This window comes from Sediminicoccus sp. KRV36 (assembly GCF_023243115.1).
Lineage (GTDB): Bacteria > Pseudomonadota > Alphaproteobacteria > Acetobacterales > Acetobacteraceae > Roseococcus.
The window spans coordinates 4,326,501-4,353,431 of the sequence record NZ_CP085081.1; the positions used below are offsets into that span (position 1 = coordinate 4,326,501).

Genomic DNA, 26,931 nt, shown 5'->3' on the forward strand with positions numbered 1-26,931 from the left:
GGCCCATGACCCCCCAGCAGATCCTCACCCGGCATGACGCGGCCATCGGCCGGCGCCGTCCGCATGAAGCCCAGTGGCGCGATGCCTATGCCCATGTGCTGCCCGCCCCGCACGAGGCAGCGAGCCTGTATGACGCCACCGCCGCCGATGCCGCGGAGCAGCTCGCGGCCTCGCTCCTCGCGGAGCTGACGCCGCCCTGGTCGCGCTGGTTCGGCCTCGCCCCCGCCCGCGCCCTGGCGGATACGGAGGAAGGCCAGGCCGCCGCCGCCGCGTTGGAAACCACGGCCGAGACGCTGCAAGCGCATCTGGACCGCTCCAACTTCGCCGTAGAGATGCACCAGGCCTTTCTCGACCTGGTCATCACCGGCACCGGCATCATGCTGGTGGAGGAAGCGCCCCCAGGCGAAACGACGGCCCTGCGCTTCTCGGCCATCCCGGTGCGCAGCGCCATCCTGGAAGAGGGCGTCAACGGCCGGCTGGATACGGTGTTCCGCGAAGCCCGCATGACCACGGCCGAAATGCTGCGCCGCTTCCCCTTCGCCGAAATTCCCGCCGCCATGCAGCGCGAAGCCGCAGCGGAGGCGGACGCGCCAGACCCCATTCGCCACCGCCTGATCGAGGCGGTCTGGCCCGACGGGGCCGGCCATCGCTACGCTGCGGTGTTCGATGCGGAGGGTCTGAAGGCGCCGATCCTCGTCGCGCAGGGGCGTTTCGCGGATGCGCCCTTCATCGCGTTCCGCTGGCTGAAGGCGCCGGGCGAAACCTATGGCCGTGGTCCCGTCATCAAGGCCCTGCCCGATATCCGCACCGCGAACCGCGTGGTGGAGCTGGTGCTCAAGAACGCCTCCATCGCCGTTACCGGCATCTGGCAGGCCGAGGATGACGGCGTGCTCAACCCGGCCACGGTCCAGCTCATTCCCGGCGCCATCATTCCCAAGGCGCCGGGCAGCGCGGGGCTCACGCCGCTCGCCGCACCCGGCAATTTCGATGTTTCGCAGCTGGTGCTGAATGACCTGCGTGCCCGCATTCGCACCGCCCTCCTGGCGGACCGGCTGAGCATCGCGCGGGACCAGCGCATGACCGCGACCGAGGTGCTGGAACGCAGCGCCGAGACGGCACGCCTGCTGGGCGCCACCTATGGCCGGCTGCAGACGGAATTGCTGACGCCGCTCATCGCCCGCAGCCTCGCCATTCTGGCGCGCCGCGGGGAAGTTCCGCCGGTTCTGCTGGATCAGGGGCGTGTGGCGCTGCGCTACGAAAGCCCGCTGGCCCGTGTGCAGGGCCGCGCCGATGCGGCGAATACGCTGCTCTTCCTCGATGCCGTCGCGAAGATGGGTGAGGCGGCCGCCGCCCAGGTGGATGCGCCCGCCGCCGCCCGTTGGCTCGCCCGCACACTCGGCGCGCCGGCCGAAATCCTCACACCCGTGCCCTCCCCCCTGGTTCAACCGGAGTGATCCCGAACATGCCCGACAACCTGCTCGATACCGCCATGGTCAGCGCCACGGCCGGCACCGCTGGCACCCGCCCTGCCGATGTGCCCGAGAAATTCTGGGATGCGGAACGCGGCGAATTGCGCGTGGACGCCCTGCTGAAGAGCTATCGGGAGCTGGAGCGCCGCATGTCTCAACGTGCCGCACGCCCAGGCCCCGAGGCCGATGAGGAGGAGCGCCGCCGCTGGCGCGAGATGATGAACATTCCGGAATCGCCGGATGGCTACATGATCGAGCCGAAGCACGAGCTTTGCGGCCCGGATTCCGACATCAATCAGCGCCTGCACGAGGCGGGCTTCACCTGCGAGCAGGTGCAGCTGGTCTATGACCTCGCTTCCGACCGCCTGCTGCCGCTGGTGGCCGAGGCCGCGCAGCAATTCGAAGCCGACCGCCAGGCCGAGAAGCTGCGCGCGCATTTCGGCGGCGAGGAACGATTCCGCCGCGTCGCCGCCCAGCTCAAGGCCTGGGGAGCGGCCAACCTGCCGCCAGGCGTGCTGGAAGCACTCTCCACCACCGAGGAAGGGGTGCTGGCGCTGGAGCGGATGATGCGCGGCAATGAGCCACGCATGGAAGCCGATCCACAGCCGCCCGAAATGCTCGATGAAGGCGAATTGCGCCGCCTGATGCGGGATCCGCGCTACTGGCGTTCCCGCGAGCCGGAATTCGTGAAGCGTGTGACCGATGGCTTCCGTAAGCTCGTGGGCAGTTGACCGCGCGCGATCCGGTCAAGGCACTTGCGCCTGACCGGTGAATCGCTCGCGCAGCATGCGCGCGATCCGGTCAGGCCGCTGCCGCCGGATCAGTGACCCGCGGGCAAAACCCTCTCGAGACGCAGGGCGCGTGGCGCGCTGACGCTTGGACGTCGCGCACCCGCCCTGCCTGGCCGCCGATCCGCCTCCTCCCCGGGCGATTGGCGGCCGCGCCCGCCGCAGGCTGACGGACCCATGTTCCGCGCCGCGGCGGGCGCCCCCTTTCATCCGCGCAAAACCCACGGCCGCAGGGCCCAGGGCGCGTGGATGCGGCGCGCCCCGCGCGGCCCGGAAACGGCCAACCGCACGGCGCGCCCTCCCCCCCAAACCTCCTTCGGAGAATCTCCATGTCCGGTTCCATCGACCAGGCCTTCGTGACGCAGTTCCAGGCCGAAGTGCATGAGGCGTATCAGCGCCAGGGCAGCAAGCTGCGCCCCGCCATCCGCAGCAAGTCCAACGTGAAGGGTGCGAGCACCATCTTCCAGCGCGTCGGCCGCGGCACCGCCACCTCCAAGGCGCGCAACAACGTGGTTCCCGTGATGAACCTCGAATACTCCGCCGTCTCCTGCTTCCTGCAGGACCATTACGCGGGGGACTGGATCGACAAGCTCGATGAGCTGAAGACCAACGCGGATGAGATCGGCGTCCTCGCCTCGGCCGGCGCCCATGCGCTGGGCCGCAAGACGGATGAGCTGATCATCACGGCGCTGGACCTCGCCACGCGTGAGGCCGTGGGCACCCAATCCGGCCAGACCGACAATGACGGCATGACCCGCGCCAAGGTGCTGCTCGCCTTCGAGATGCTGGGGGCGATGGATGTGCCCGATGACGGCAATCGCTATGCCGTGGTGGGCTGGAAGCAGTGGAGCGAATTGCTGACGCTGCCCGAGTTCTCCACCGCCGATTATGTGGGCGACAGCGCCCTGCCCTGGAAGGGCATGCAGGCCAAGCAATGGCTCGGCGCCACCTGGATCCCGCATACCGGTCTGACCAAGACCGGGACGATCCGCTCCTGCTATTTCTTCCACAAGACCGCCATCGGCCATGCCGCGGCGTCCGAGATCGTCACCGACGTCACCTGGCATGGCGATCGCGCCGCGCATTTCGTGAACAGCATGATGAGCCAGGGCGCCTGCCTGATTGACGATGCCGGCGTCGTGCGGATGCGCTGCAAGGAATAGCGCCCGGCACCTCGCCTTTCTCTGGGCGGCTCCCTTCCGGGGGGCCGCCCTTCCCCCTTCCCTCCCGGAGATTCCGCCATGGCGCTCACCGCGCTCGAACTCTGCTCGCGCGCCCTGCTGCGCATCGGCGCGCAGGCCATCGCCTCGATGGATGAGGGTACCGCCGAGGCGGAAATCGCCTCGGGGCTTTATGCCGGCCTGCGCGATGCGCTGATCTCGTCGCACCCCTGGAGCTTCGCCACGGGTCAAGCGACCCTGCCGCGCCTGGCTGGTGAGCCCCATGCCGATTTCCGCCACGCCTTCCAGCTCCCGCCGAATTTCCTGCGTGCACTCTCCGCGGGCGGGCCGAGCCTCGGTCGCGGGCTGAATTACCGCCTGTTCGAGGACCGCCTGCATTGCGATGCGGCGCAGGTCACGCTCACCTACATCTTCCTGCCCCATGAGAGCAGCTTCCCGGCCTTCTTCGCGGCGGCGCTCGTGGCACGGCTCTCGGCGGAATTCTGCATCCCGCTGACCGAGAGCAGCGCCCGCGCCCAGCTCCTGTTCAACCAGGCCGAGGCCGAGCTGCGCGCCGCGCGCCGCGCCGACAGCCAGCAGGCGACGACGCAGGCGCTGGACGGCTTCCCGCTGATCCGCGTGCGGGGCTGAGAGCATGGCCGCCTCCCGCCAGACCAAATCCAGCTTCACCGCGGGCGAGCTGGCGCCCGAACTTCTCGGCCGCGCCGATCTGCGCGCCTATGCCAATGGCGCGCGCCGGTTGCGCAATGTCTTCATCCAGCCCACCGGAGGCGTCACCCGCCGGCCAGGGCTTCGGCACCTCGCGTTGCTGCCTGGCCCCGCACGTCTGATCGCCTTCGAATTCAACACCGAGCAGGCCTATCTGCTGGTGCTCACGCCCGGGCTGTTCAGCGTCTATCTGCAGGACGTGATGGTGGCGCAGGGCGGCGGCCCCTGGGACTCGGCACAGCTGGCGCAGCTGGCCTTCACGCAGAGCGCCGATACGCTGCTGATCTGCCACCCCGACATCCAGCCGCGGCGATTGACGCGCACGAGCCATACGAGCTGGACATTGACGCCATGGCCCGCCACCCAGCTGCCCACCTACCGCTTCGCTGATCCGGGCGTGACACTCACCCCGGGCGGCACGAGCGGCAGCGTGACCATGACCGCATCGGCCGGGGTGTTTCAGGCGGGCCATGCCGGCACGATTTTTCGCCTGCGCGGCAGGCCCGGCATGATCACTGCCGTCGCCTCCGCCACCCAGGCCACGCTGAGCCTGAGCGAGGCGCTGCCCGATACCGGCGCCAGCACCGATTGGGAGGAAGCTGCCTTCAGCCCCGTGCGCGGCTGGCCCGTCTGCGCCTGCTTCCACCAGGACCGGCTGGTGATCGGTGGCTCGCGTGATCTGCCGAACCGGCTCTGGCTCTCGCGCTCGGGCGATCTGTTCAACTTCGACAAAGCTACGGGGCTTGATGACCAGGGCATCGAGTTCGGCCTGCTTTCGGACCAGGTGAACGCCATTCGCGGCGTTTTCTCGGGCCGGCATCTCCAGGTCTTCACCACGGGCGGCGAATGGATGGTGAGCGGTGAGCCGCTGACACCCTCCTCCATCCAGTTGAACCGGCAGACGCGCATCGGCAGCAGTGCCACGCGCATGATCCAGCCGGTGGATGTGGATGGCAGCACCATCTTCGCCGCCCGGAGCGGAAGGGCGATCCACGAATTCGCCTATACCGACGTGCAGCAGGCCTATCAGTCTAATGACCTCGGCCTGGTGGCCGCGCATCTCATCCGCAACCCGACCTCCATGGCCTATGACCAGTCCCAGCGGCTGCTGCATGTGGTGATGGAGGATGGCGGGCTCGCCACCCTCACGCTGTTCCGTGCGGAGCAGGTCACGGCATGGACGCGGCAGGACACGGCCGGCGCCTTCACGAATGTCGCCGAGGTGGATGGCCGCGTCTATGTCACCGTGCAGCGCCAGGGCACCCCGCGGCTGGAGCGCTTCGAGCCGGGCTTCGGCCTGGATGCGGCGCTGGATGGCGCCAGTGCCTCGGCGCAGGACCGCTGGACGGGACTGGGCCATCTGGAGGGCGCCGCCGTCGGCATTCTGGCGGATGGAGCGCCGCGCCAGGGTGGCACAGTGTCGCTCGGCGCCGTCACGCTGGACCCGCCTGCCTTCGCCACGCAGATCGGCCTCAGCTTCGCGCATGAGATCGAGCCCTTGCCCCCCGAACTGACAGGCGTGGCCGGCAGTCGCGCGGCACCGCTGCGCCTGGTCTCGGTCAGCTTCCGGCTGCTGGAGACGGCCGCACTCGACGTGGATCTCGGCCGTGGCGCCGCACCCGTGCCGTTCCGGCGGCTGGATACGCCCCTGCTGGACGCGCCACCGCCACGCTTCAGCGGGGATGTGCGCCTGGCGGCGCTGGGCTGGCGCCGGGATGCGATGCGTCCGCTCTGGCGGATCACGGGCGACGCGCCACTGCCGCTCACCCTGCTCTCCGTCACCACCGATATGAGGACGACCGACTGATGGCTGCCATCTCATCCCTTGCCACACTCGCCTCGGCCGGCGTCGGCATCTATGCGCAAAACCGCGCGGCACAGCAGCAAAGGGCGACGCAGCGCGCCCAGCTCCAAGTGTCCCAGCAGCAGGATGCCGGCCGCCAGGAGCAACTCGCCCTGCAGCAGCAGGCGGAGGCGCGGGCGCGCGGCGAACAGGTGGCGCGCACGGTTGCTTCGGCCCGGGCGCGGCTTGCCGGTGGGGGCCTGGCCGTAAATGACGGCTCGGCCGCGGCGGTGACGCAGGGGCTGCGCGCCGATGCGGCGGCCGGCCAGGCGGATAGCGATGCGTTGTTCCGCGCGCGCCTTGCTTCCGGCCGCGCTTCCCTGCTCAATCCCGATGCCACGCTGACCAATGTGCTGCGCGCCATCCCGAGCTTCGGCAACGCCGTGCGCAACCTGCTGGACTAGGACCGCGATCGTCCTGGCGCGCTTGCGCCAGGGCGTGAATCGCCGGTCCGGGTCATCCACGACCGCGATCGTCCTGGCGCGCTTGCGCCAGGGCGTGAATCGCCGGTCCCCGCGGCACTCCCCCTTCCCCTCGATCTTCGGAGCACATGATGTCCGAGCACATCCGCATCGGCGATATCGCGCCGCGCGTGCACTACGTCGCCGACGGCGTGCAGACCGCCTTCACCTACCCGTTTCCCATCTTCGAGCCCGGAGATATCGAGGTGCTGGGCAACAATGCCCCAGCCAATTACGGCTTCACCATCGAAGGCGCCGGACAGTCGGGCGGCGGCACCATCCGCTACGCGGCACCGCCCCCCGCCGGCACGCGGCTGACCATCCTGCGCCGCCTGACGGTCGAGCGCGTGACGGATTTTCAGTCCAACGGCGTGCTCCGCGCCATGACGCTGAATGACGAGCTGGACCGCCAGGTGGCCGCCCTGCAGGAGGTGCGCGACGACGTCCAGGGTGCGATCCGGCTAGATGATTCGGAAGCCCCGGGCGGCATGGTCCTGCCCCTGCGGGAAGCGCGCGCGGAAAAGCTGCTCGGCTTCGATGCGGTGGGCGACGTCATGACCTATGACCGCAGCGGCACCATCGCCGCCGCCTTCCCAGGCAGCGTGCCGCGCAGCGTCGAGGACAAGCTGGCGGAAAATCTGACCGCGCGGGATTTCGGCACGGTGGGCGATGGCGTCACGGATGACGGCCCAGCCCTGCAGGCCGCGATGAACGCGGCGGGTTCGGCGAGCAAGCATCTGGTGATCGGTGAGGGTACCTTCCGCACCAGCATGCCCTTGCTGCTGCCCGGCGGCGCCGTCGGGCTGACCATGCGTGGCAGCATCCTCTACGCCGGCCCGGCCGGACAGGCCGCGCTGACCATGGGCGATGGCGGCGCGGTGCGCAACGCGGCCAAGCTCTACCAGGGGCTGCGCGTGATCCGCGCGACGCAGAGCGACTGGCAGGATTTCGGCGATATCGGCATCGTCATGCGCAACCTCGATTCCAGCAATGTCGAGATCCGCCAGGTCGAGGGCTTCACCATCGGCATCCAGACGCTGGGGGTGGAGCGCGGCTTCGAGGACAGCAACATCTTCCTCGGCCGCATCGTGAACAACCAGATCGGCCTCGATATCCACACCCAGACGGCGGCCGCGTGGAACACCTCGGTGCGCTATCACGGCGGGCATTTCGCCATTGCAAGCGCGCTGCATCCGACACTGAGCCGCTACGGCATCCGCTTCTCGGCCGAGCCTGGCGCCTATGTCGCGCATAACCGCCACGTCTTCTTCGGCCCCGCCTTCGAGCTGCAGGCGCGCGACCGCCCGGCGATTTTCGGCGTCCCCTTCCTGTGCGAGGTGAGCAGCCGCGCCGTCATCGCGTATGGGATGCGCATGGAGGGGTGCTCGCCCCATCCCGCGCGGCATACCGGCAATGCGCAGGACCATGTCTATGAGGTGGCCTGGGCGAGCCAGGCCTATCTGCTGGAGGTCTCCTACGACACCAGCTCGGCCCGCGTGGGTTCCGTGGTGCGCGGCCTGCACCAGGCGGCCGCGCATCGTGAATTCACGCGGCAGATCGGCAGCGTGCCCAATCTGCGCGCGGCGGCCTTCCGCTGGAATGCCTCGCAGACCGGCTTTGACCAACTCGCCTGCCTGTCCACCAATGTGAGCGGCAGCCCGAGCACGCTGGCGGATTTCGCCTTCCCCGGGCTGGAGGACTACGCGCTGAGCAACCGCGGCGTGGTGCTCACGGGTGGGCGCGGCCTCGGCTTCGTCGTGGATTCCACGCGGGCGCGCGAATTTGCTCTGGCGGTGGATGCCGACAACCCGCGGCTCATCGTGCAATGCTTCGATGCGGCGATGAACCTGCTCGGCAATGGCTCGGGCCAGCTCGTTCGCGCATCCGGCATGTCCATGCTGTGGAACAGCGACGCGCGCTGGTGGCAGGGCTCGGCCGACATGACGGATGCCGATCTCACGCGCCTGCAGGTGGTCCGGCTGGAGCCGGGCGTCGCCTTCGCCATCATCGGCGTGGCGCGCATCGGCGTGGATTACGAGGTGCGGGCGATGCGCCTGTTCAGCGACCCCGCCGTCTCACCACCGCTGCTCTATGGCCTGCCCGATCTGCGCCATGGCGCGCGCGAATTGCGCGCCGAAGCGGCCTGGGATCCGCCTTCCATCGCGGCCGGCGGCACCACACAGATCAATGTGGCGCTGAATGGCGCACGGCCTGGTGATTTCGTGCAGGCGGCCTTCACGCTCTCCACCTCGGGCATCGTCTTCCTGGCGCAGATCGGCGCGCAGGATGTCGTGACCGTCACCGCATGGAATCGCAGCGGTGCCGCGGTGGATCTGGGGGCGGGCACGGTCCGGGTGCGGCTGGTGAAATCATGAGGCGCCGCAAGCCGCGCGTCGCGGATGGCAAACTCGCGGATGCGCTGCCCAGCGTGACCGAGGCCTACATGAAGTTCGTGGCGGATACGGAGCATGACGCCGACCCCAAGGCCTTCGCTGCCCGGCACAGCGCGGCGAAGACGGCACTCGCGCATATCGAGCAGCTCATGAAACTCGCCGGCCCCGGCGAGGATGAGGCAGGCATGGACGCCGCGGGCTTCGCGCTGGGCGAGGCCCGTCAGGAAATCCAGGACGAGGAACAGGAGACTTCCGCGGATGACACAGGAGAGTCCGGCTGATCTTCTCGAATTCGTATGGGTCTGGAACCGGCAGCAGCGGCAGGGAACACCGCAGGTGCATCGCCGCATCCTGCGCTGGCTCGCCGCCGAGCAGCCATCGCACCTCGCGGCGCAGGCCCCTCCGGAGCAAGCGTTGCCGGATACGCGGCAACCCTCGCGCCGCATGCTTCTCATGGCATTTCGCGGCTGCGGCAAGTCCACGCTGATCGGGCTGTTCTGCGCCTGGTCGCTCTACCGGGACCCGCAGACCCGAATCCTCGTGGTGGCGGCGGATCAGAGCCTGGCGGGCAAGATGGTGGGGCATGTGCGCCGCATCATCGAACGCCACCCGCTCTGCACGCGGCTGATCCCCGAGGGCGACGAGGCCTGGGCGGCGGATCGCTTCACCGTCCAGCGCCCCGGCGCGCTGCGTGATCCCTCGATGCTTAGCCAGGGCTTGCTCGGCAACATCACCGGCGCGCGGGCCGACATCATCATCTGCGACGATGTGGAAGTCGCAGGCAATTGCGACACGCCCGGCAAGCGCGCCGAATTGCGCGAGCGCCTGGCGGAGACGGAGTTCATCCTCACACCGCGCGGGCTGATCCTCTATGTCGGCACACCGCATACGGAGGAGAGCCTGTACCGCCCGGGCGATGGCTTCCTGCACGGCTATCATCGCCTGGAGGTGCCGATCCTGGACGGGGCGGGCCAGAGCGCCTGGCCCGAACGCTTCGACGCAACGGCGATCCACGCCCTGCGCGAGCGCGTGGGGCCCCTGCATTTCGCGCGGCAGATGATGCTGCAGCCCGTGGCCATGGCGGCCGCGCGGCTCGATCCCGCGCTGCTGCTCCGCTACACCGAGGAGGCCGAGTATCGGGAGGCGAATGGCCGCGCGCAACTCTGGCTGCTCGGGCGGCGCATGGCCTCGGGCGGCGGCTTCTGGGACCCCGCCTATGGGCGGGCGGAGGGGCGTGGCGATGGCTCCGTGCTGGCCGCCACCTATTCGGATGGCGAGGGGCGGCACTTCCTGCACCGCCTGGCCTGGATCACCCAGCGCCCTGATGCGCCGGAGGACCCCGCCACGCAGCAATGCCGCCAGGTGGCGGAACTCGCGCGCGCGTTGATCCTGCCGGTGGTGCGCGTCGAGACCAATGGAATCGGCCGCTTCCTGCCGGCGCTGCTGAAGCGCGAGATGGCGCGGGCGGGGGCGGCCTGCGCCGTGGTGGAGCACAGCAACCGCCGTCCCAAGGTGGAGCGCATCCTCTCCGCCTTCGACCCGCTTCTCGCCGCACGCCGGCTGCACGCGCATGAAAGCGTGTTCCGCACCGCCTTCCCGCGCGAAATGGCGGAATGGCGGCCGGATGCGCGGGGCGCGCGCGATGATGGGCTGGATGCGGTGGCGGGGTGCATCCTGACGGAGCCGCTAAGGCTGCCGGCGCTGCCGCCCCGGGCCGCCGCGCCGAGTTGGCGCGGCGGATAACTCCCTTCGCGGCGCGAGATGCAAGCGATGTGTTCTTGTCGGCAGGGGCGTCGCCTAAGCCGGCCGCTTCAGGATCTCACTTGCATGCCGCGCCCGCCCCGGGGCGGTGATGGCGAAATGCCCATCCGCGCGCTGCTCGGCCAGGCCCATGCCTTGCAGGCGCAGCAGGCAAGGCTGGTCCTTCAGCTCCGGCGGCCGCCCCTGCGGCCCCACCAGCGTCAGCCGGTGCAGGGCCGATCGGCAGCAGCTTTCCAGATACGGCTCATTCCACATTCCACGATCTCTCCCGCTCGCATTCGTTGTGGCGATGCGCGCGCCCGTCCGCAAGGAGGCCCCATGGACCCCATGAATCCCTCATCCCTCTGGTGGATGGATGCCGCACAGGCGCCGGTCATCGCCGGGCTGTATTGGCTGCTGCTCGGCATCAAGCGCGATCTCGATCGCCGCATCGAGAAGGGCACCTCCCGGCATGATGACGGACTCTCCCGCACGCGGGATGAGCTCGCCGCCTTCAAGCTCGAAGTGGCGCGAACCTACGTGCCGCTCTCCTTGATCCGTGACGTGGATCGAAGGCTCTCCGAGCAATTGCTGCGCATCGAAAACAAACTCGAAAACGTCCGTCGCGACCAGGAGCATGAAAAGTGAGCACCGCCCCTCATCCCGCCCGCCTTCCCGCCCACGCCGCCGCCGAGGAGCTGCTGGCCCGTATTCTCTATGCCGAGGCCGGCGCGCGGCCGGTCCGCGCCATCGAGGCGCTGGCCTGCCTGGCGCTCAACCGCGCCCGGGCCGTGCTGGCCTGCGCCGAGGCGCGCACGCGCTTCGCCGGCGATGCAGCGCCCGAGACGCTGGCACGCGCGCTGATCGCCGTCCTCCGCGCGCCGTTTCAGTTCCCGGTGCGCCACGCAAGCCACGCGCGCCACGCGCTGTTCAGCGCGCCGATCGAGGGCGATCCGGCCCTGGCCGTCTGCCGCCGCATCGCGGGGCGCGCCATGCTGGGCGCTCTGCCCGACCCGACCGGGAATGCGCTGCTCTGGCATGACGCGCTGCATCTGCCCGGCTGGGCGCTGGGCCGCGTGCCCTCCGCCGAATTGGGCGGGCTCAGCTTCTACCGGCTGGAGGGGTGAGCCGGTTGCCGGAGAAGCTCGGTTCGGGGATGCTGATGTCATGTTCACGCTCTACTACACCCCGCACACCTGCTCCCTCGCCTCGCATATCGCGCTGGAGGATGCCGGCGCGGCCTATGCGCTGAAGCGGATCGACTTTGACACGGAGGAGCAGAAGTCGGCGGATTACGTCGCGATCAACCCCAAGGCACGGGTGCCGATCATGGCCACGCCGCGCGGCCTGCTGAGTGAGACACCGGCCATGCTCGCCTTTATCGCCCAGAGCTTTCCTGAGGCGAAGCTCGCACCGCTTGACGATGCCTTCGCCTTTGCTGAGATGCAGTCCTTCAACAGTTATCTCTGTTCGACGCTGCACGTTGCCCACGCGCACCGCATGCGCGGCCATCGCTGGGCCGATGAGCCCGCCTCCTTCGCCGACATGCAGCGCAAGGTGCCGCAATCCGTCGGCGCCGCCTTCGAGCTGATCGATCGCCTCCTGCTGAAAGGTCCCTGGGTGATGGGCGAGGCCTATACCGTCGCTGATCCTTACCTGTTCACACTGGCGCAATGGCTGGAGGCGGATGGCGTCGATCCCGCGCGCATCCCGCGCGTGATCGAACATCGCGCGCGGATGGCGGCGCTGCCGAATGTGCGAAAGGCCATCGCCGAAGAGCTCGCGCCTTAACCCATGGAATCCTTCATCTACACCCTGATCCGCGAGGCCGATTGGCGCGCCGCCGAAGCCGCTGGCGCCTATCATGGCAGCAGTGATGACCGGCGGGACGGGTTCCTGCATTTCTCGACCGCATCGCAGCTGCGCGCCAGTGCCGCCAAGCATCGCGCCGGTGTAGCCGATCTATGGATGATCGAGGCCGAGGCCAGCGCACTGGGGCATGCGTTGAAATGGGAACCTGCCGCGGGCGGCAGCCGGCCCGGGCTGTTTCCGCATCTCTACGCCCCCTTGCCGCTGGCCGCGATCCGGCGCGCCATCCCCGTGACGCTGGACGCGGCGGGGGCTCATCTCTTTCCGCCGGAGATCCCATGATGCGCGCGTGAGACGGCGCGCTCGCTCATCACGCAGGCCAGCACCACGACGGCGCCGCCCAGGATCACCTCCAGCCCCGGGCGATTGCCGAACACCAGCAGGTCCAGCGTGACCGAGAGCGGCAGCGCGATGAATTCGAAGGGGGCGAGGCGCGCCGGCGTGCCATGCCGCAAGGCCAGGGCGAGCAGGATGGTGGCGCCGCCCGCCAGCAGCCCATTCACCAGCAATTGCACCCATTCAAGCGCACTCGGCGCGGCCCAGTACCAGGCGGCGAAGGGCCCCGTCGCCAGCACGCCGAACAGCGAGGGCCAGAGCACCAGCCGCGCGATCCCCGGCTCGGCCCGGAGGCCGCGATTGAGCGTGATGTTCACTGCATAGGCCACGGTGCCCAGCAGCGCGCAGGCAAAGCCGATCAGGCTGCCGCCCTCGCCCAGCTGCGGGGCCAGGGCGATCATCACGCCGCCAAAGCCGACGCCAGACCACAGCCAGGCGGCGCGGGGCACACGCTCCTTCAGGAAGATCCGCGCCAGCAGCAGCGTCATGAAGGGGGCGGTGAAAAAGATCAGATAGGCATCTGCCAGGCTGAGGTAACGCACCGCCACATAGAAGGTGAGCCCCGCCGTCAGCATCGAGCAGGCGCGCAGCCCATGCAGCAGCGGATGTGCCGTACGGAACGGCCCGCCCGGCCAGCCGAAGCTGCCGCGCAGCGCCAGCAGCAGCCCCAGCAATACCGCATGGCGCAGGAAAATTGCCTGCGCGGCCGAGAAATCCCCGGCGAGCAGCTTGCTGTTCGCATCGAGCAGCCCGAACAGGCCGATGCCTGCCATGAGCAGGAGCGGGCCGCGCACCATCTTGTCCTTTGCCGTGTGTGGCGTGGGTTTCGCGTCCCGGCCCTGCGCTGTCAACGCGGCGTGGGTTTCGTTCCGCGGCGGTTCTGCCGTATTCAGCCGCGCATGACCCCTTCCCTCGCCTCCGCCCTGATGCCCCTGATGCGCGGGCTTGACGCTGAAACCGCGCATGGCCTGGCCTTGCGGGGCCTCGCCCTTGGCCTCGCCGGGCGCGACGGCGCGGCTGATGCGCCCCGCCTCGCCACCCGCGTGCTGGGGCTGGAATTCCGCAATCCCATCGGCCTCGCTGCCGGCTTCGACAAGGATGCGGTGGCGGTCCTGCCGCTGCTGCGCCTGGGCTTCGGCTTCGTCGAGGCCGGCACCGTCACGCCGCGTCCCCAGGCCGGCAATCCACGCCCGCGCCTGTTTCGCCTGACGGAGGATGCGGCCGTCATCAACCGCATGGGCTTCAACAATGCGGGGCTGGATGCCTATCTGGCGCGCCTCCAAGGCCTGGCGCGGCCGTTGCCCGGCGTGCTGGGCGCCAATGTCGGCGTGAACAAGGAAGGTGCCGACCCCGAGCGTGACTACCCCGCCCTGTGCCGCGCCGTGGCGCCGCATGCGGATTACGTCACGATCAACATCTCCTCCCCCAACACGCCCGGACTGCGGGATTTGCAGGGCGAGGAGCGCCTCGCTTCCATCCTCGATGCGGTGGCACCGCGCGCCCTGGGCAAACCCGTGCTGGTGAAGCTGGCGCCCGACCTGGCCGAGGATGCGCTGGCGCCGATCATCGAGGTCTGCGTGGCGAATGGCGTGGCCGGGCTGATCATCAGCAACACCACCATCGCCCGGCCGGACACGCTGGTTTCCCCCAACCGGACCGAAGCCGGCGGCCTCTCCGGCGCGCCGCTCTTCGCGCGCTCAACGGAGATGCTGGCCCGGGCCCATCGCCTGGCCGGCGGCCGCCTGGCACTCATCGGTGCGGGCGGCGTTTCCAGCGGCGCCCAGGCCTATGCCAAGATCCGCGCGGGGGCCGGCCTCGTGCAGCTCTACAGCGGCTTCGCCTATGGCGGGCCAGCGCTGATCGGCCGCATCAAGCGTGAACTCTCGGATTTGCTGGCCCGCGATGGTTTCGCCCATGTCGCCGATGCGGTAGGTGCGGACGCATGACGATCCAGATCTTCGAAAATCTCGCCCCCCTGGCCGACCGCTATGACGGATATGTGCTGGACCTCTGGGGCGTGGTGCATGATGGCCGCCAGCCCTATCCCGGCGTGCTGGATTGCCTGACGGAGCTGAAGGCGCGCGGCAAGCGCGTGGTCTTCCTGACCAATGCGCCCCGCCGCGGCTGGTTCATCCAGACCATGCTGGATGGCATGGGCATCGAGCGTGATCTCTATGCCGGCATCATGTCCTCGGGCGAGGTGTCCTGGCTGTGGCTGAAGGAGCGGCAGCTGCCCTGGTTCGCGAAGCTTGGGCCCCGCGCCTATCACATCGGCCCGGAGCGGGATCTCTCCGTGGTGGAAGACGGCGCCGCAGAACTGGTGAAGCGGCCCGAGGATGCGCATTTCCTGCTCAACACCGGCCCCGACCCCGAGCGCAAATCCAAATCCGTCGAGCCCTATCGCGATGAGCTGCGCGCCTGCTTCGAAGCCGGCCTGCCCATGCTCTGCGTCAACCCCGACCGTGCCGTGATGGTGGCAGGGGACCGGCTGATCTGCGCCGGCGCGCTGGCGGACATCTATCTGGAATGGGGCGGCGATGTCTTCGAGGCCGGCAAGCCCGATGCTGCCGTCTATGGCCCGGTCATGGATCTGCTGGGCATGGCCGACAAAAGCCGCGTGCTGGCCATTGGCGATACCCCGCACACCGATCTCGCGGGCGCGCGCAATGCCGGCATTGACAGCCTATGGGCGCTGACGGGCCTGACGGCGGATGCGCATGGCCAGGACCCGTCGCCAGGCCTGCTGGCGCATGTGCTGGCCGAGGAGGGCGAGGCCCCCATCGCCGCCCTGCGCAGCCTGCGCTGGTAGAACGCGGTCAGAGGATCCGGCAGGCCTCGTCGAAGTCGAGGCGCGGGCTGCGCGCGAAGACGCCTTCCGGATCGCCATGGCCAAGATTGACCAGGAAGTTGGATTTCCAGCCGGTATCGGCGAAGAACAGGTCATCCACCTTCATGTTGTCGAAGCCGCTCATGGCGCCGATATCCAGCCCCAGGGCGCGGGCGGCGATCATCAGGTAGGCGCCCTGCAAGGTGCCGTTGCGCATCGCCGTGGTATCCGCCAGCGACCAATTGCCGGCGAACCAGCTGCGCGCATCGGCATGCGGAAACAGCTTGGGCAGCTGGTCATAGAATTTCGGGTCATGCGCCACGATGACGGTGACCGGCGCGGTCATCGTCTTCTCGATATTGCCGGGCGAAAGGGCCTCCTTGAGCTTCGCCTTCCCCGCATCCGAGGTGATGAAGGCGAAGCGCGCGGGGGAGGAGTTGGCGCTGGTCGGGCCCCATTTCAGCAGGTCATACAGGGTGCGGAGAGTTTCCTCTGCCACCGGCTTGTCCTGCCACTTGTTCTGGGTCCGCGCCTCCCGGAAAATCTGGTCCAGGGCGGCGGCGTCCAGCGCCTGAAGCATGGGGGCCTCGGCCATGCTCAGGCCTCGACCTGCTCGACGCCCTGAACCTCGGGCACATAGTGGCGCAGCATGTTCTCGACACCATGCTTGAGGGTGGCGCGCGAGGAGGGGCAGCCCGAGCAGGCACCCTGCATCTTCAGCTTCACGATGCCGTCGCGGAAGCCGCGGAAGACGATATCCCCGCCATCGCCCGCCACGGCCGGACGCACCCGGCTGTCGAGCAATTCCTTGATCTGGGCCACGGCCTCGGCATCGGCGGGGTCGAAATCCTCGGCCGCATCCTCGCCAGCGCCTTCGATGACCGGCAATTCGGCCAGGAAATGCTCCATCACGGCGCCCAGCACCTGCGGGCGCAGCGCCTGCCATTCCGTCATGTCGAACTTCGTGACCGTGATGAAATCGGCGCCGAAGAACACCCGTGCCACACCTTCAAGGGCCAGCAGCCGCGTGGCCAGCGGCGAACGCTTGGCATCATCCCCCACCACGAAATCAGCCGTGCCATCCTGGCCCATGACATCGCGCCCGGGGAGAAATTTCAGCGTGGCGGGGTTCGGTGTGCTTTCGGTTTCGATGAACATAGCAGGTCCCTGACGGCTTTTTTCTACAGGACCTATGTGGTCCGGATTGCCTGGGCTGACAAGTCAAACACCCTGGCAAGCGCCTTGCAGCAGCCCCATGGCAGACCCGCCCCCGGAGCCCGACATGCTGGACCCCATTCGCCTCGCCTTCCGCCCGCCCGGCAGCCTGAATCTGCCAGGCCCGCCCGATCGCGGCCCCGAACTCGGCCCCGACGAAGCCATCCCCATCCCAGGCGAGCTGGCCTTCGACGAGGTGCTGCAAGGCCTCAACCCCCTGCATCATCTGCCGGGGGTGGGCATGATCTACCGGGCGGTGACGGGCACCGAGATCCACCCGGCCATGCGCGCCCTGGGGGCCGGCATCACCGGCGGGCCACTCGGCATGGCGCTGGCGGGCGTGATGTCCGCCATCGAGATGACGCAGCCACTGGAGCGCATCCGCGCCGCCATGGCCGGCGAGCCCGACCCGCTGACCCTCGCCCGCCAGCCCGTCGCAAGCGCCGATGTGAACGCCGCCTACCAACGCTGGTCCGAACTGGCCAACCCCACCCGCCTGGCCGCCGCAACTGCGGCGGCGCGGGCGTTGGTGTGAGGGGAACTCCCTGGGAGAGGCGCTGCCTCTCCCAGACCCTCACCGCCAGCGGCGTGACGCCCCTGGACCCGTCATGAGTTGGGGCCATTGGAGGGAGCGTCCTGGGGAGGACAGCATCCTCCCCAGGACGCTCTCTCTCAGGCCGGTGCGCGCGCGCCGAAGATGGCCGAGCCGACGCGGACATGGGTGGCGCCGTGGCGGATGGCGGTCTCGAAATCGCCACTCATGCCCATGGAGAGGGTCTGCAGGCCGTGCTGGTTGGCGAGTTGCGCGAGAAGGGTGAAGTGTGGGCCCGGATCTTCCTCGGCCGGGGGGATGCACATCAGGCCGGTGACGGGCAGTGCGTATTCGGTGAGGCATTGCCGGATGAACGCGTCGGCCTCGGCGGGGAGAATGCCGGCCTTCTGCGGTTCGTTGCCGGTATTGACCTGGATGAGCAGCGCCGGCCGCCGGCCTTCTTTCTGGATGGCCTCGGCCAGGGCGAGGGCAAGCTTCGGGCGGTCCAGGGTTTCGATGACGTCGGCCAGGCGCACCGCGTCGCGGACCTTGTTGGTTTGCAGCGGGCCGATGATGTGCAGCCGCAGGTCGGGCCAGGCCGCGCGCAGCCCGGGGAATTTGCCGGCGGCCTCCTGCACGCGGTTCTCGCCAAACAGGCGCTGCCCCGCGGCCAAAGCCGCTTCCACCGCCCCCACCGGGTTCGTCTTGGAGACGGCAACGAGCTGCGCCGAACCGGGCGCGCGGCCGGCCATCTGCGTGGCGGCCTCGATTCGGGCGCGGATTTCGGTCAGCTTGGCGGCGATGTCTTCGAACATGCCACATAGAATAGGGCGACGTGGCGGGAGCGCCATCCCGGCCACCTGGCTGCTGAGCGACCCGATTCGGCTGCCCGACCCCAGCGCCATGGTCGCGCGCCTGCCGCGCGGGGCGGCGGTGCTGCTGCGTGGCGCGGCCCCCGAGGTGGCCCGGCGGGTGGCGCGGCTCTGCCGGGTGCGGGGCTTGGTCCTGCTGGTCTCGGGGGAGGGGCGGCTCGCCTTGCGGCTGGGCGCCGGGCTGCATGTGCCGGACCGGACGCCGACGCGGGACCTGCTGCCCTTCCTGCTGAACCGGCGGGGGCGCTGGCTTTCGGCGGCACTGCACGGACGGGCCGGAATCGCGCGGACGCGGCGGATTTCCGCGGATTTGGCCCTGGTCTCCCCGGTCTTTGCCACGGCGAGCCATCCCGGGGCCGCGGCACTCGGCCCGCTGCGCTGGGCCGCATTGGCGCGGGCGGCGCGGCGGCCGGCGGTGGCGCTGGGGGGCATGTCGGCCCGGGCCATGCGGCGCCTGCCCCGCCCATTGGCGGTGGGGTGGGCCGGGATCGCGGTTTGGGGAGATGTGTCTTGAGAGACACAGTGTCTCAGGGAAGTCGCGCCTGGGCGATGAAGCCGGTTGCCGGGGCGCAATCCGCCGACGCATAGTCCGCGCCGGACCCAGTGATCATTGGGTTGTGATGCGTATCCAGCCCTGGCTGGTTCCTTTGCAACCCGGAGGGTTACGGCTTCTTCCAGCGATGGAGGGAGAGGGTCAGGGGAACCAGCCGGCTGTGTCCGGCATGTGAGGAGAGTATAACATGCGCAAGATTTTGCTGGGCACGACGGCAGTCGTCTCGGCGGTCGTGGGCGCTGCCGTTATGGCACCCCAGGCCTCCGCTCAGGAAGCGCCGACCGTTCGTCTCGGCGGCTTCTTCCGGGCTTATTATGGCTACACGCAACAGAGCAGCGCCCAGTCCACCACTTCGACCGGCCTGCCGGTGAATGTTGGCGGCGGCACTGAGAACCTGCCGGGCGTTGCGCCCAGCACGACGGCGACCAACAACCAGGCGCGCCTCGGCAAGCACGACATCTCGACCGATGCCGGCATTGACGTGATCGTGAACGGCAAGCTGGCCAATGGCCTGACCTACGGCGCCACGATCTCGCTGAACAGCAGCGGCATCGAAGGCCGTCAGGTGGTGCAGGGCCGCGCTTCGGCCGGCAAGACCACCGTCGCCGTTGACGAAATGTACGCCTTCATCGCCCACCCGCGCTTTGGTCAGATTCGCTTCGGCGACGAAGACGGCGTGATGGGCGGCCTGATGAACTCGGGCTGGGTGCAGGGCTTCGGCACGGGTGGCGTGCATGGTTCGTGGGAGTCCTTCGTGACCCGCCAGGCTGGCGGCCGCACGACGACCGCTCCGGGCGGTCTGGGTGATGCTTCCAAGATCATCTACATGACGCCGCAGTGGGCTGGCTTCGACTTCGGTGCGTCCTTCGCCCCGAACGCGAACACCGGTGAAGACGTCGGCTGCCCGAACAACGGCAACTCCGGCTATTGCGATCGCGCCACGGCTTTCACCGGCGCCCGCAACTTCGGCATCTACGCTGCTGGTCCTGAGCAGGCTGCTCGCCGCAACGAATACCAGCTGGCGGCTCGCTGGCGTGGTAATCTGGGTGGCGTCGGCGTTGCCGCCACCGTCGGCTACATCGGCGCGGGCGCTGCCCGTGACCTGACGACCGCCGGCGCTCAGCAGACCGTGTTCAACAACATGAACATCTGGCAGGCTGGTGTGCAGGCGAGCTATGCCGGCTTCACGGTTGGCGCGAACTACACCTACGGCGACTACAACTTCTTCTGGGGCAACACCCTGCGTGGTGACCGTCAGGCGGAGCAGATCGTTGTCGGTGGCCAGTACGTCGCCGGGCCGATCACCGTTGGTGCCAACTTCGTGACCGGCCTCTTTGAGGGCGGCAACCGCGATACCTTCACCGATGTGGGCAACCGCTTCACTGTGGCTCGCACGCCGGTTGTTGCTGGCACCTCCACCAACGCCGCCATGATGCGTCGCTGGGGCATGGGCGCTGGTGCCAACTACCGTCTGGCTCCCGGCATGGATCTGATCGCCGAGTATGTCTACTACTCGGTGCGTGAGCAGGGCCGTGACCTCGACCCGAACCGCGGTGGCATCCAGAGCCGTGCGTTCAGCAACGTGTTCCTGACGGGCGTGCGCCTGGCCTTCTGAGGCCCGGTTCACACCACGTCACAACTCGTGACTAGAGGGGGCGGCGGGGAAACCCGCCGCCCCTTTTCTTTTCGGCGTCGCTCCATTAAGCCTCCGTGCCATGACGCATATCGCACGCCCGATTCGGATGCTCGGCCCGGTTCTCCTGCTGGGTGCGGCCCTGCCCCTCCTGGCCGCCTGCTCCGGTGGGCGGCAGGTGCAGAATGAAGAATACGGCACCGATAACCGCCGCGAGCTGGCCCTGCGCCAGACCGGCGCGGCCACCAATTCCGGCATCGTCGTCTTCGGTGTGGATCGCTCCCGCCAGGCTCAGGAAGCGGCCGCGGGTGGCGGTGGGATGACGGTCAACGCCTTCCTGTGGCGCGCCACGCTGGACACTCTCTCCTTCATGCCGCTGGCCAGTGCCGACCCCTTCGGCGGCGTCGTCATCACCGACTGGTATTCCCCCCCCCAGGCCGAGGGCGAGCGCTTCAAAGCCACGGCCTATGTGATCGGCCGGCAATTGCGTTCAGATGGCGTGCGGGTGCAGGTGTTCCGGCAAATTCAGCGCGGCAACCAGTGGGTGGATGCCCCGGCCTCGACGGCCACGAATTCCGAAATGGAAGACCGCGTCCTCGCCCGCGCGCGCGAACTGCGTAGCCAGTCAGCCGGGCGCTGAACAACGGGCTTCTGCACGCGCCCGCCAAGCCGATCCATCGCCTCGCTTGGCCGGGTGAAACTGGCCGATGGCGCCTGGCGAAGGGGCAGAGCACCCAGCGTCTCGCCTGAAGCGCCGCATGCGTGCCGGGCTCAGCCGGATCTGATTTCAACCAGCCGCTCGATGATCCCCAGCATCTTCAGGATGTCCTGCTCGCGCAGCGCGTCAATCTTCGCGTGCAGCGCCTCGATCTCCAGCTCCGCCTTCACATTGATCCGGTAGTCGGACTCGGCATTGCGCCGATCCACTTCCGAGGCGCGATTCTGGCTCATCATGATGATGGGCGCCGTGTAGGCCGCCTGAAAGGAGAGGACCAGATTGAGCAGGATGAAGGGATAAGGATCCCAGCGCGCGATCACAGCGGTGATGTTCAGGCCGATCCAGATGGCTAGCAGCGTGGATTGGATCAGGATGAAACGCCAGGAGCCGACGATCCGCGCCACGGCATCGGCGACGCGCTGGCCGGTGCCGGGCGGCATGGCCGCGACGCTGCGCGCGGGCCGCTCGGCCCGCAGCGCCAGCAGGGTGGCTTGTTCCTCAGGCGTGATCTGGAAGCGGGGCATGGGCATTCTCCGGGCGAAACTCGCCAGGATAGCGCGCCCATGCGCCCGATGGTTGCCTCCAGCGCGGCTCAGAGAGCGGCGAGAACCGTCTCGGCCTTGCTGACCTCGAAAGCGCCCGGCTCTTCGACGGCCACATGGGTGACCACGCCATTCTTGGCGATCAGCACGAAGCGCTGGCAGCGCATGCCCAGGCCACGGGCCGTCAGGTCGAATTCCAGGCCCATCGCCATGGTGAAGGCGGCACTGCCATCGGCCAGCATCGCGACCTTGCCGGCCGCCCCCTGATCCTTGCCCCAGGCGCCCATGACAAAGACGTCGTTCACGGCCATGCAGGCGATGGTGTCCACGCCCTTGGCGGTGAATTCGGCGGCGTGGTTCACAAAGCCGGGCAAGTGCTTGGCCGAGCAGGTGGGCGTGAAGGCGCCAGGCACGCCAAACAGCACGACGGTCTTGCCGCCGAAGAACTCCTCGGTGGAGACCTCCTGCGGGCCATCGGCCGTGGCCTGCATGAGCTTGGCCGAGGGGATTTTGTCGCCGACCTTGATCGTCATCCGGAAGTGCCTCCGAGGGGGGTTGAGCGTCCTGGTTTAGGCGGTTCCGCGCGGGCTGTCACGCTTGCGGCGGAGCGGCTGCCGCGCCACATTCATGCCATGTCCCCCCGTGATCCCAAGCCGGCCAAGGGGCGGCCCGGCAAGCCGAACCCAAGCCCCCCCAACCCGCCTGGCCGCAACCGCAGCGCCTTGGCCGGGCAATTGCTGATCGCCATGCCGCATCTGCAGGACCCGAATTTCGCGGGGAGCCTGATCTGCCTTTGCGCACATTCGCCCGATGGCGCCATGGGGCTGATTCTCAATCAGCCCATCCCGACCCTCAGCTTCGAGGCGCTGCTGAAGCAGATCGGCGTGGAGCCGTTGCCGCCGCAACGCAGCATCCGCATGGTCAATGGCGGCCCGGTGGAAGAAGGCCGTGGCTTCGTGCTGCACAGCGCGGAATGGCAGGCCGAGGGCTCGATGGTGGTGACGGGCGATGTGACCCTGACCGCGAGCCTGGACGTGCTGAAGGCCATCGCCGCCGGCGGCGGGCCGCGCCAGGGTCTGCTGGCACTGGGCTATGCAGGCTGGGGTGCCGGGCAATTGGAGCGCGAAATCGCCCGCAATGACTGGCTGCACGTGGCCCCGGATGAGGATCTGATCTTCGGCGGGGAGGATGCGACGCGCTGGCGGCGGGCGCTGGCGAAGCTGAAGGTGGACCCGCTGCTGCTCTCGGGGGCGGCGGGGCGGGCCTAGCAGCCTGCTGGAAGATCTCGGTGATGGGATCGAGGGGCTGGCCTCTCGAGGCCTCGGCAGGAAACTCGTTTCCTGCACCTTCATCCAGGGGCCTTTACCACCGCAAATCCACAAAACCGGGTTTCCTGGTGGGGTTGGCCGGAGAGCGGAGACAACGCGAGAGGTCAAAGCCTTTTCGCTGCCTCGATGTCTTCAACGGCCTGCCAAGGCCTCACCCCCGCCGAGGAAAAACCGGCCGGACGGCAGGCGTGAAGATCCTGCCCAGAGGCAGCCGCGGCCGGCGGAACGAGAGCGCCCATGAGCGCAGATCAGAGGATGGTTTTGCAGAAAGAAACCTCAAGACCGGCCCAGTGACCAGAAGGCCACGGCCGTGCGGCGCCCGAATTCGGGCGCAGGCTGGTCAGCGCTGCGTGCCGCCAGCCCAGCCTTCCACCAGCCGGTCGGAGCTCTCACCGGCGCGGGTGCGAAGTTCCGCCGCCAGGCGCGCATCGCGGCGCAACTGGCTCATCCGCTGTTTCTCGCTCGCCCGGCGGCGGCTATCCTGCCACACGAACACCAGGGGAACGCAGGCCAGGGCCAACATGAAGGCGCCCAGGAGATGCGGCGAAATATGTACAAGACTGCTGATCATCATTCCCAACTCCGATACCGCCCGAGGCGACCCGCGAATCCGCGGCAACTTTCGGTTGAGTGTTTCTACCCGCCCCTTCCTGAACACGGACTGAGGCCATGATTCAGCCTTCGTTCAGCCGCAAAGTCTCAATTCTTGAAGATGAAGCTCTATCGCGCTCTTTTGGCGTCTTTCTTCGCCGTCCTCCTCCTCATCCCCCCCGCCGCATCCGTGGCGCAGGAGCGACGGGATCATGAACGCGCCCGTGCCGCGCTGGAGGCGGGGCAGATTCGCCCCCTCTCCGACCTCCTGGCCGAGGTCGAGCGCCGCTTCCGCGGCCGCGTCATCGAGGCCGATCTGGAGCGGGACGACACGCAATGGCTCTATGAGCTGAAGATCTTGCCTCCCAATGGCCGCGTCTTCATCGTGGAGCTGGATGCCGCGACCGGCGCCCTCGTCCGCTCGCGCGGCCCCGTCCAGGAGCGCGCCGTGGGCGAGGCCCAGCCCCGGCCGCCGATGCGCTGACGCGCGCCATCGCATCCGGCGCGGCCTTGCCGCTGGACGTCGGCGCCAGCCCCGCGCATCTTCTGGTCCATGCGCCTGCTCATCGTCGAAGACAGCCCCGAACTCCATCAGCAATTGCGTGCCGGCCTCACCGAAGCCGGCTTCGCCGTGGATGGCGCCATGGATGGCGAGGAAGCGCTCTACCTCGGCGAAACCGAACCCTATGACGCCGTCGTGCTCGACCTGGGCCTGCCGCGGGTGGATGGGCTGACCGTCCTGCGCCGCTGGCGCGCCGCCGAACGCGCCATGCCGGTGCTGATCCTCACCGCCCGCGACTCCTGGACTGAAAAGGTCGAGGGGCTGAACGCAGGGGCCGATGACTACCTGGCCAAGCCCTTCGCCATGGCGGAGCTCGTGGCGCGGCTGAACGCGCTGATCCGCCGCTCCAACGGCATTGCCAAGACGGAGCTGGTCTTTGGCGAGATCCGGCTGGACACCGCCGCCCGGGCCGTCTCCCGCGCGGGCCAGGCGGTGCGGCTGACCGCGCTTGAATATGGCATGCTGGCCTATCTGGCGCTGCATGCGGGCCGGCCAATCTCCAAGACGGAGTTGACGGAGCATCTTTACGCCCAGGATTTCGACCGCGATTCCAACACGCTGGAGGTGATCGTCGCCAGGCTTCGCCGCAAACTGGGCGATACGCTGATCGAAACCGTGCGGGGTCAGGGCTACCGCCTGGTCCCCGGCAACCAGGCCGCGCCTGGGTGAATTCGCTCACCCGCCGGCTCACCCTGCTGACCACGCTCTGGGTGGCCATCGGGCTCGGCCTGATGGGCTGGTTCGTGGTGCGCACCGATGAACGGCAGATTGAAACCGCGGCCGATGCCCGGCTGGCCAGCCTGCTCGATGCGGTGGTGGCGGCCGCGGCCTTCGACCCGGCCGTGGGCCCCATCCTGACCCGCCCCCTGGCCGATCCGGAATTCGACCGCCCGCTTTCAGGCCATTACTGGCAGATCACCGGGCCAGGCGGCGGCCAGGCTACGTCACGCTCCCTCTGGGATTCGCGCCTCGTCCCGCCGCTGCGCGAACCTGAAGGCATCCGGGCGCGCAACATGGAGGGTCCGCGCTCCGAACGGCTGCGCGTGCTGGAGCGCGATGTGCAGATCGAAGGGCGCTTCGGCCGCGCGCCGCTGACGGTTCAGGTGGCGGTGGCGCGGGAGGGCACGGATGATGAAATCGCCTCGCTCCGGCAGAATGTGATCCTGGCCTTCGCCCTGCTGGGCACCGGGTTGGTGGCGGTGGTGGCGCTGCTGGTCATCTGGGGCTTGCGTCCGCTGCGCCGCACGCAGGAGGAGCTGGTTGAGGTGCGCGAGGGTCGGCGGCAGCACATGGACATCATCGCCCCGGCCGAAATCGCCCCCCTCGTGGCCGAGATCGAGGCGCTGATCGAACAGAATCGCGCGACGGTGGACCGTGCCCGCAACCATGTGGGCAATCTGGCGCATGCGCTGAAAACCCCCATCGCCGTGCTGCGCAACGCCCTGGAATCAGGCGATATCAACGGCGCGCGGGCACAATCGGCCACGCTGGAACGCCTGGTGCAGCACCATCTGCGCCGCGCCCGGGCTGGCGCGCTGGCCGGCACGGCGGGGGCGGAGAGCATGCCGGTCGCCATCGCCGAAGCGCTCGCCATGGCGCTGCGGCGGCTGACGGCGGCGCGCGGCATCGTCATCCGAGTGACCGGCCAGGGCGAGGCGCGCATCCGCGCCGATAGCCAGGACCTGACCGAGATGCTCGGCAACCTGATGGAAAATGCCTGCAAATACGGCCATGGCCAGGTGGCCGTGCGGGTGATGTCCGACCAGCCCGGACGGGTTGCCATCGAGGTCGAGGATGACGGACCTGGCCTGCCGGAGGGCGAGGATGGCTCGGCCCTGCTGCGGGGCGTCCGGCTGGATGAGGCCAAGCCCGGCTCAGGCCTAGGCCTCGCCATCGTCTCAGACCTGGCGGCGCTGTATGATGGGCATCTGACCCTGGGCCAGGGCCAGCGCCTCGGCGGGCTGGTCGTGCGGCTCGACCTGCCCGGCCGACTGGCCATGGCGGAGGATGGGGTGGTGCCGTAGGGCCGGTCCGGCGCCTACACGCCCAGCCGATACCCGCCCTCATCGGTCAGCAGCAACCGCGCCTCCTGCGGGTCCGCCTCGATCTTGCGGCGCAGGCGATAGACATGCGTCTCCAGCGTGTGCGTCGTCACCGCGCTGGAATAACCCCAGACTTCGCCCAGCAATTCGGTGCGGGGCACGGCGCGGCCGCCGGCGCGGTGGAGGTAAAGCAGGATCGCGGCCTCCTTCTCCGTCAGGCGGACCCTGGCGCCATCCGCCGCCTGCAACAGCTTGGCCGCCGGATGGAAGGCATAGCCGGGCAAGGTGATGGCGGCCTGGGGCGAGGCTTCGAACACCGCAAGCAACGCATGCAGCCGGGCCAGGAGATCCGGCACACGGACCGGCTTGGCCACACGCTCGGTGATGCCCTCCGGCAGCGCCAGGTCGCCGCCGAGCAGCAGCACCGGGCGCCCGCCCCCCGCCTCGCGCAGCAAGGGTCCCCAATGGGCCGGGCCGGGGCTGGCGGCCGCGTCGAGCAGGGTGGCGTCAATCCGGCCGGCCGCCTCGGCAAGGCGCGCATGGCCTTGCACAGGCGATGTCGCCTCTGCCTCGAAGCGGGTGCCGGAGCCGGCCTCCTGCGCAAGCCGGGGGGGCAGCAGCGCGGCCAGCGCGGCATCCTCGGTCAGCAGCAGGATTCGACGGTGGCCAGACATGCCGGGGCCATCACTTGAACGGTTCCTGAACAGGGTAGCACCGCATCCTCCGGG

32 protein-coding genes are annotated in these 26,931 nt (G+C 68.8%); 23 read left to right on the forward strand and 9 right to left on the reverse strand.

The window, feature by feature from the left end; translation table 11 throughout:
* The first annotated feature begins 5 nt into the window (after positions 1 to 5).
* The 9 genes from LHU95_RS20600 (at position 6) to terL (ending at position 10,586) form a co-directional block, all read left to right on the forward strand.
* Positions 6 to 1,454 carry a portal protein gene (locus LHU95_RS20600; protein ID WP_248708831.1) on the forward strand — a complete coding sequence of 483 codons (1,449 nt, stop codon included), beginning with the start codon at positions 6 to 8 and terminating at the stop codon, positions 1,452 to 1,454.
* Between the two features lie 8 nt (positions 1,455 to 1,462).
* The gene (locus LHU95_RS20605; protein WP_248708832.1) at positions 1,463 to 2,200 is read left to right on the forward strand and encodes a hypothetical protein; all 738 of its coding nucleotides are present in this window, start codon (positions 1,463 to 1,465) and stop codon (positions 2,198 to 2,200) included.
* A 386-nt stretch (positions 2,201 to 2,586) separates the two neighbouring features.
* Entirely contained in the window at positions 2,587 to 3,420 is an 834-nt protein-coding gene (locus tag LHU95_RS20610; protein ID WP_248708833.1) for a phage capsid protein, read from the forward strand.
* A gap of 78 nt (positions 3,421 to 3,498) precedes the next feature.
* Entirely contained in the window at positions 3,499 to 4,068 is a 570-nt protein-coding gene (locus LHU95_RS20615) for a hypothetical protein (RefSeq protein ID WP_248708834.1), read from the forward strand.
* A 4-nt stretch (positions 4,069 to 4,072) separates the two neighbouring features.
* A complete protein-coding gene (locus LHU95_RS20620) occupies positions 4,073 to 5,953 on the forward strand; it encodes a hypothetical protein (protein ID WP_248708835.1) in 1,881 nt (626 codons plus the stop codon).
* On the forward strand, positions 5,953 to 6,393 hold the full coding sequence (locus LHU95_RS20625) for a hypothetical protein (protein WP_248708836.1): 441 nt from the start codon (positions 5,953 to 5,955) through the stop codon (positions 6,391 to 6,393). The genes LHU95_RS20620 and LHU95_RS20625 overlap by 1 nt, the downstream gene beginning before the upstream one ends.
* A 149-nt stretch (positions 6,394 to 6,542) precedes the next feature.
* A complete protein-coding gene (locus LHU95_RS20630; RefSeq protein ID WP_248708837.1) occupies positions 6,543 to 8,825 on the forward strand; it encodes a glycosyl hydrolase family 28-related protein in 2,283 nt (760 codons plus the stop codon).
* Positions 8,822 to 9,124 (forward strand): hypothetical protein, encoded by a 303-nt coding sequence (locus tag LHU95_RS20635; RefSeq protein ID WP_248708838.1) that lies wholly within the window; start codon positions 8,822 to 8,824, stop codon positions 9,122 to 9,124. The genes LHU95_RS20630 and LHU95_RS20635 overlap by 4 nt, the downstream gene beginning before the upstream one ends.
* Positions 9,102 to 10,586 carry a phage terminase large subunit gene (gene terL / locus LHU95_RS20640; RefSeq protein ID WP_248708839.1) on the forward strand — a complete coding sequence of 495 codons (1,485 nt, stop codon included), beginning with the start codon at positions 9,102 to 9,104 and terminating at the stop codon, positions 10,584 to 10,586. The genes LHU95_RS20635 and terL overlap by 23 nt, the downstream gene beginning before the upstream one ends.
* 54 nt (positions 10,587 to 10,640) lie before the next feature.
* Here terL and LHU95_RS20645 read toward each other — a convergent pair whose 3' ends face one another.
* Complete coding sequence (locus tag LHU95_RS20645) at positions 10,641 to 10,859, reverse strand: hypothetical protein (RefSeq protein ID WP_248708840.1); 219 nt, start codon at positions 10,857 to 10,859, stop codon at positions 10,641 to 10,643.
* A 63-nt stretch (positions 10,860 to 10,922) separates the two neighbouring features.
* Between LHU95_RS20645 and LHU95_RS20650 the strand changes: the two genes are divergently transcribed.
* Genes LHU95_RS20650 through LHU95_RS20665 form a run of 4 tightly spaced genes read left to right on the forward strand, consistent with a single transcriptional unit; the run spans position 10,923 to position 12,734 of the window.
* Positions 10,923 to 11,231 carry a hypothetical protein gene (locus LHU95_RS20650; protein ID WP_248708841.1) on the forward strand — a complete coding sequence of 103 codons (309 nt, stop codon included), beginning with the start codon at positions 10,923 to 10,925 and terminating at the stop codon, positions 11,229 to 11,231.
* Positions 11,228 to 11,710, forward strand: coding sequence for a cell wall hydrolase (locus tag LHU95_RS20655; RefSeq protein ID WP_248708842.1), 483 nt, complete (start codon positions 11,228 to 11,230; stop codon positions 11,708 to 11,710). The genes LHU95_RS20650 and LHU95_RS20655 overlap by 4 nt, the downstream gene beginning before the upstream one ends.
* 40 nt (positions 11,711 to 11,750) lie before the next feature.
* Positions 11,751 to 12,374 (forward strand): glutathione S-transferase, encoded by a 624-nt coding sequence (locus LHU95_RS20660; protein WP_248708843.1) that lies wholly within the window; start codon positions 11,751 to 11,753, stop codon positions 12,372 to 12,374.
* Between the two features lie 3 nt (positions 12,375 to 12,377).
* Positions 12,378 to 12,734 carry a DUF952 domain-containing protein gene (locus LHU95_RS20665; protein WP_248708844.1) on the forward strand — a complete coding sequence of 119 codons (357 nt, stop codon included), beginning with the start codon at positions 12,378 to 12,380 and terminating at the stop codon, positions 12,732 to 12,734.
* Here LHU95_RS20665 and LHU95_RS20670 read toward each other — a convergent pair.
* Positions 12,707 to 13,582, reverse strand: a complete 876-nt coding sequence (locus tag LHU95_RS20670) for a DMT family transporter (RefSeq protein ID WP_248708845.1) — start codon at positions 13,580 to 13,582, stop codon at positions 12,707 to 12,709. The genes LHU95_RS20665 and LHU95_RS20670 overlap by 28 nt on opposite strands.
* A gap of 105 nt (positions 13,583 to 13,687) precedes the next feature.
* Between LHU95_RS20670 and LHU95_RS20675 the strand changes: the two genes are divergently transcribed.
* Positions 13,688 to 14,734 (forward strand): quinone-dependent dihydroorotate dehydrogenase, encoded by a 1,047-nt coding sequence (locus tag LHU95_RS20675; RefSeq protein WP_248708846.1) that lies wholly within the window; start codon positions 13,688 to 13,690, stop codon positions 14,732 to 14,734.
* Entirely contained in the window at positions 14,731 to 15,597 is an 867-nt protein-coding gene (locus LHU95_RS20680) for a TIGR01459 family HAD-type hydrolase (protein WP_248708847.1), read from the forward strand. The genes LHU95_RS20675 and LHU95_RS20680 overlap by 4 nt, the downstream gene beginning before the upstream one ends.
* Positions 15,598 to 15,604: 7 nt before the next feature.
* Here LHU95_RS20680 and LHU95_RS20685 read toward each other — a convergent pair whose 3' ends face one another.
* On the reverse strand, positions 15,605 to 16,210 hold the full coding sequence (locus LHU95_RS20685; protein WP_248708848.1) for a malonic semialdehyde reductase: 606 nt from the start codon (positions 16,208 to 16,210) through the stop codon (positions 15,605 to 15,607).
* A gap of 2 nt (positions 16,211 to 16,212) precedes the next feature.
* The gene (locus LHU95_RS20690) at positions 16,213 to 16,773 is read right to left on the reverse strand and encodes a NifU family protein (protein ID WP_248708849.1); all 561 of its coding nucleotides are present in this window, start codon (positions 16,771 to 16,773) and stop codon (positions 16,213 to 16,215) included.
* Positions 16,774 to 16,870: 97 nt separating this feature from the next.
* Between LHU95_RS20690 and LHU95_RS20695 the strand changes: the two genes are divergently transcribed.
* Positions 16,871 to 17,365: a hypothetical protein gene (locus tag LHU95_RS20695; RefSeq protein ID WP_248708850.1), complete on the forward strand. Its 495-nt coding sequence runs from the start codon at positions 16,871 to 16,873 to the stop codon at positions 17,363 to 17,365.
* A 137-nt stretch (positions 17,366 to 17,502) separates the two neighbouring features.
* Here the strand turns inward: LHU95_RS20695 and LHU95_RS20700 are convergent, their stop codons facing one another.
* Positions 17,503 to 18,177 (reverse strand): YggS family pyridoxal phosphate-dependent enzyme, encoded by a 675-nt coding sequence (locus LHU95_RS20700; RefSeq protein WP_248708851.1) that lies wholly within the window; start codon positions 18,175 to 18,177, stop codon positions 17,503 to 17,505.
* On the opposite strand from LHU95_RS20700, the gene LHU95_RS20705 reads away from it, so the two are divergent.
* From LHU95_RS20705 to LHU95_RS20715, 3 genes are all read left to right on the forward strand, one after another.
* Positions 18,176 to 18,748, forward strand: coding sequence for a thiamine phosphate synthase (locus LHU95_RS20705; RefSeq protein WP_248708852.1), 573 nt, complete (start codon positions 18,176 to 18,178; stop codon positions 18,746 to 18,748). The two genes, LHU95_RS20700 and LHU95_RS20705, sit on opposite strands and share 2 nt — an antisense overlap.
* Positions 18,749 to 18,974: 226 nt before the next feature.
* On the forward strand, positions 18,975 to 20,402 hold the full coding sequence (locus LHU95_RS20710; protein ID WP_248708853.1) for a porin: 1,428 nt from the start codon (positions 18,975 to 18,977) through the stop codon (positions 20,400 to 20,402).
* Positions 20,403 to 20,502: 100 nt separating this feature from the next.
* Complete coding sequence (locus tag LHU95_RS20715; protein WP_248708854.1) at positions 20,503 to 21,060, forward strand: DUF3576 domain-containing protein; 558 nt, start codon at positions 20,503 to 20,505, stop codon at positions 21,058 to 21,060.
* A 131-nt stretch (positions 21,061 to 21,191) separates the two neighbouring features.
* Here the strand turns inward: LHU95_RS20715 and LHU95_RS20720 are convergent, their stop codons facing one another.
* Positions 21,192 to 21,662, reverse strand: a complete 471-nt coding sequence (locus tag LHU95_RS20720) for a DUF1003 domain-containing protein (RefSeq protein ID WP_248708855.1) — start codon at positions 21,660 to 21,662, stop codon at positions 21,192 to 21,194.
* Between the two features lie 68 nt (positions 21,663 to 21,730).
* Positions 21,731 to 22,213: a peroxiredoxin gene (locus LHU95_RS20725; protein WP_248708856.1), complete on the reverse strand. Its 483-nt coding sequence runs from the start codon at positions 22,211 to 22,213 to the stop codon at positions 21,731 to 21,733.
* A 213-nt stretch (positions 22,214 to 22,426) separates the two neighbouring features.
* Here LHU95_RS20725 and LHU95_RS20730 point away from each other — a divergent pair, with 213 nt between their 5' ends.
* A complete protein-coding gene (locus LHU95_RS20730) occupies positions 22,427 to 22,948 on the forward strand; it encodes a YqgE/AlgH family protein (RefSeq protein WP_248711595.1) in 522 nt (173 codons plus the stop codon).
* A gap of 400 nt (positions 22,949 to 23,348) precedes the next feature.
* Here the strand turns inward: LHU95_RS20730 and LHU95_RS20735 are convergent, their stop codons facing one another.
* The gene (locus tag LHU95_RS20735; protein ID WP_248708857.1) at positions 23,349 to 23,579 is read right to left on the reverse strand and encodes a hypothetical protein; all 231 of its coding nucleotides are present in this window, start codon (positions 23,577 to 23,579) and stop codon (positions 23,349 to 23,351) included.
* A gap of 141 nt (positions 23,580 to 23,720) precedes the next feature.
* Between LHU95_RS20735 and LHU95_RS20740 the strand changes: the two genes are divergently transcribed.
* The 3 genes from LHU95_RS20740 (at position 23,721) to LHU95_RS20750 (ending at position 26,185) form a co-directional block, all read left to right on the forward strand.
* Positions 23,721 to 24,083 (forward strand): PepSY domain-containing protein, encoded by a 363-nt coding sequence (locus LHU95_RS20740; protein ID WP_248708858.1) that lies wholly within the window; start codon positions 23,721 to 23,723, stop codon positions 24,081 to 24,083.
* 69 nt (positions 24,084 to 24,152) lie between these two features.
* A complete protein-coding gene (locus LHU95_RS20745; RefSeq protein WP_248708859.1) occupies positions 24,153 to 24,830 on the forward strand; it encodes a response regulator transcription factor in 678 nt (225 codons plus the stop codon).
* The gene (locus LHU95_RS20750) at positions 24,827 to 26,185 is read left to right on the forward strand and encodes a HAMP domain-containing sensor histidine kinase (RefSeq protein ID WP_248708860.1); all 1,359 of its coding nucleotides are present in this window, start codon (positions 24,827 to 24,829) and stop codon (positions 26,183 to 26,185) included. The genes LHU95_RS20745 and LHU95_RS20750 overlap by 4 nt, the downstream gene beginning before the upstream one ends.
* Positions 26,186 to 26,199: 14 nt before the next feature.
* On the opposite strand, the gene LHU95_RS20755 is transcribed toward LHU95_RS20750, so the two are convergent.
* Complete coding sequence (locus LHU95_RS20755) at positions 26,200 to 26,877, reverse strand: winged helix-turn-helix domain-containing protein (RefSeq protein ID WP_248708861.1); 678 nt, start codon at positions 26,875 to 26,877, stop codon at positions 26,200 to 26,202.
* Positions 26,878 to 26,931: the final 54 nt, after the last annotated feature.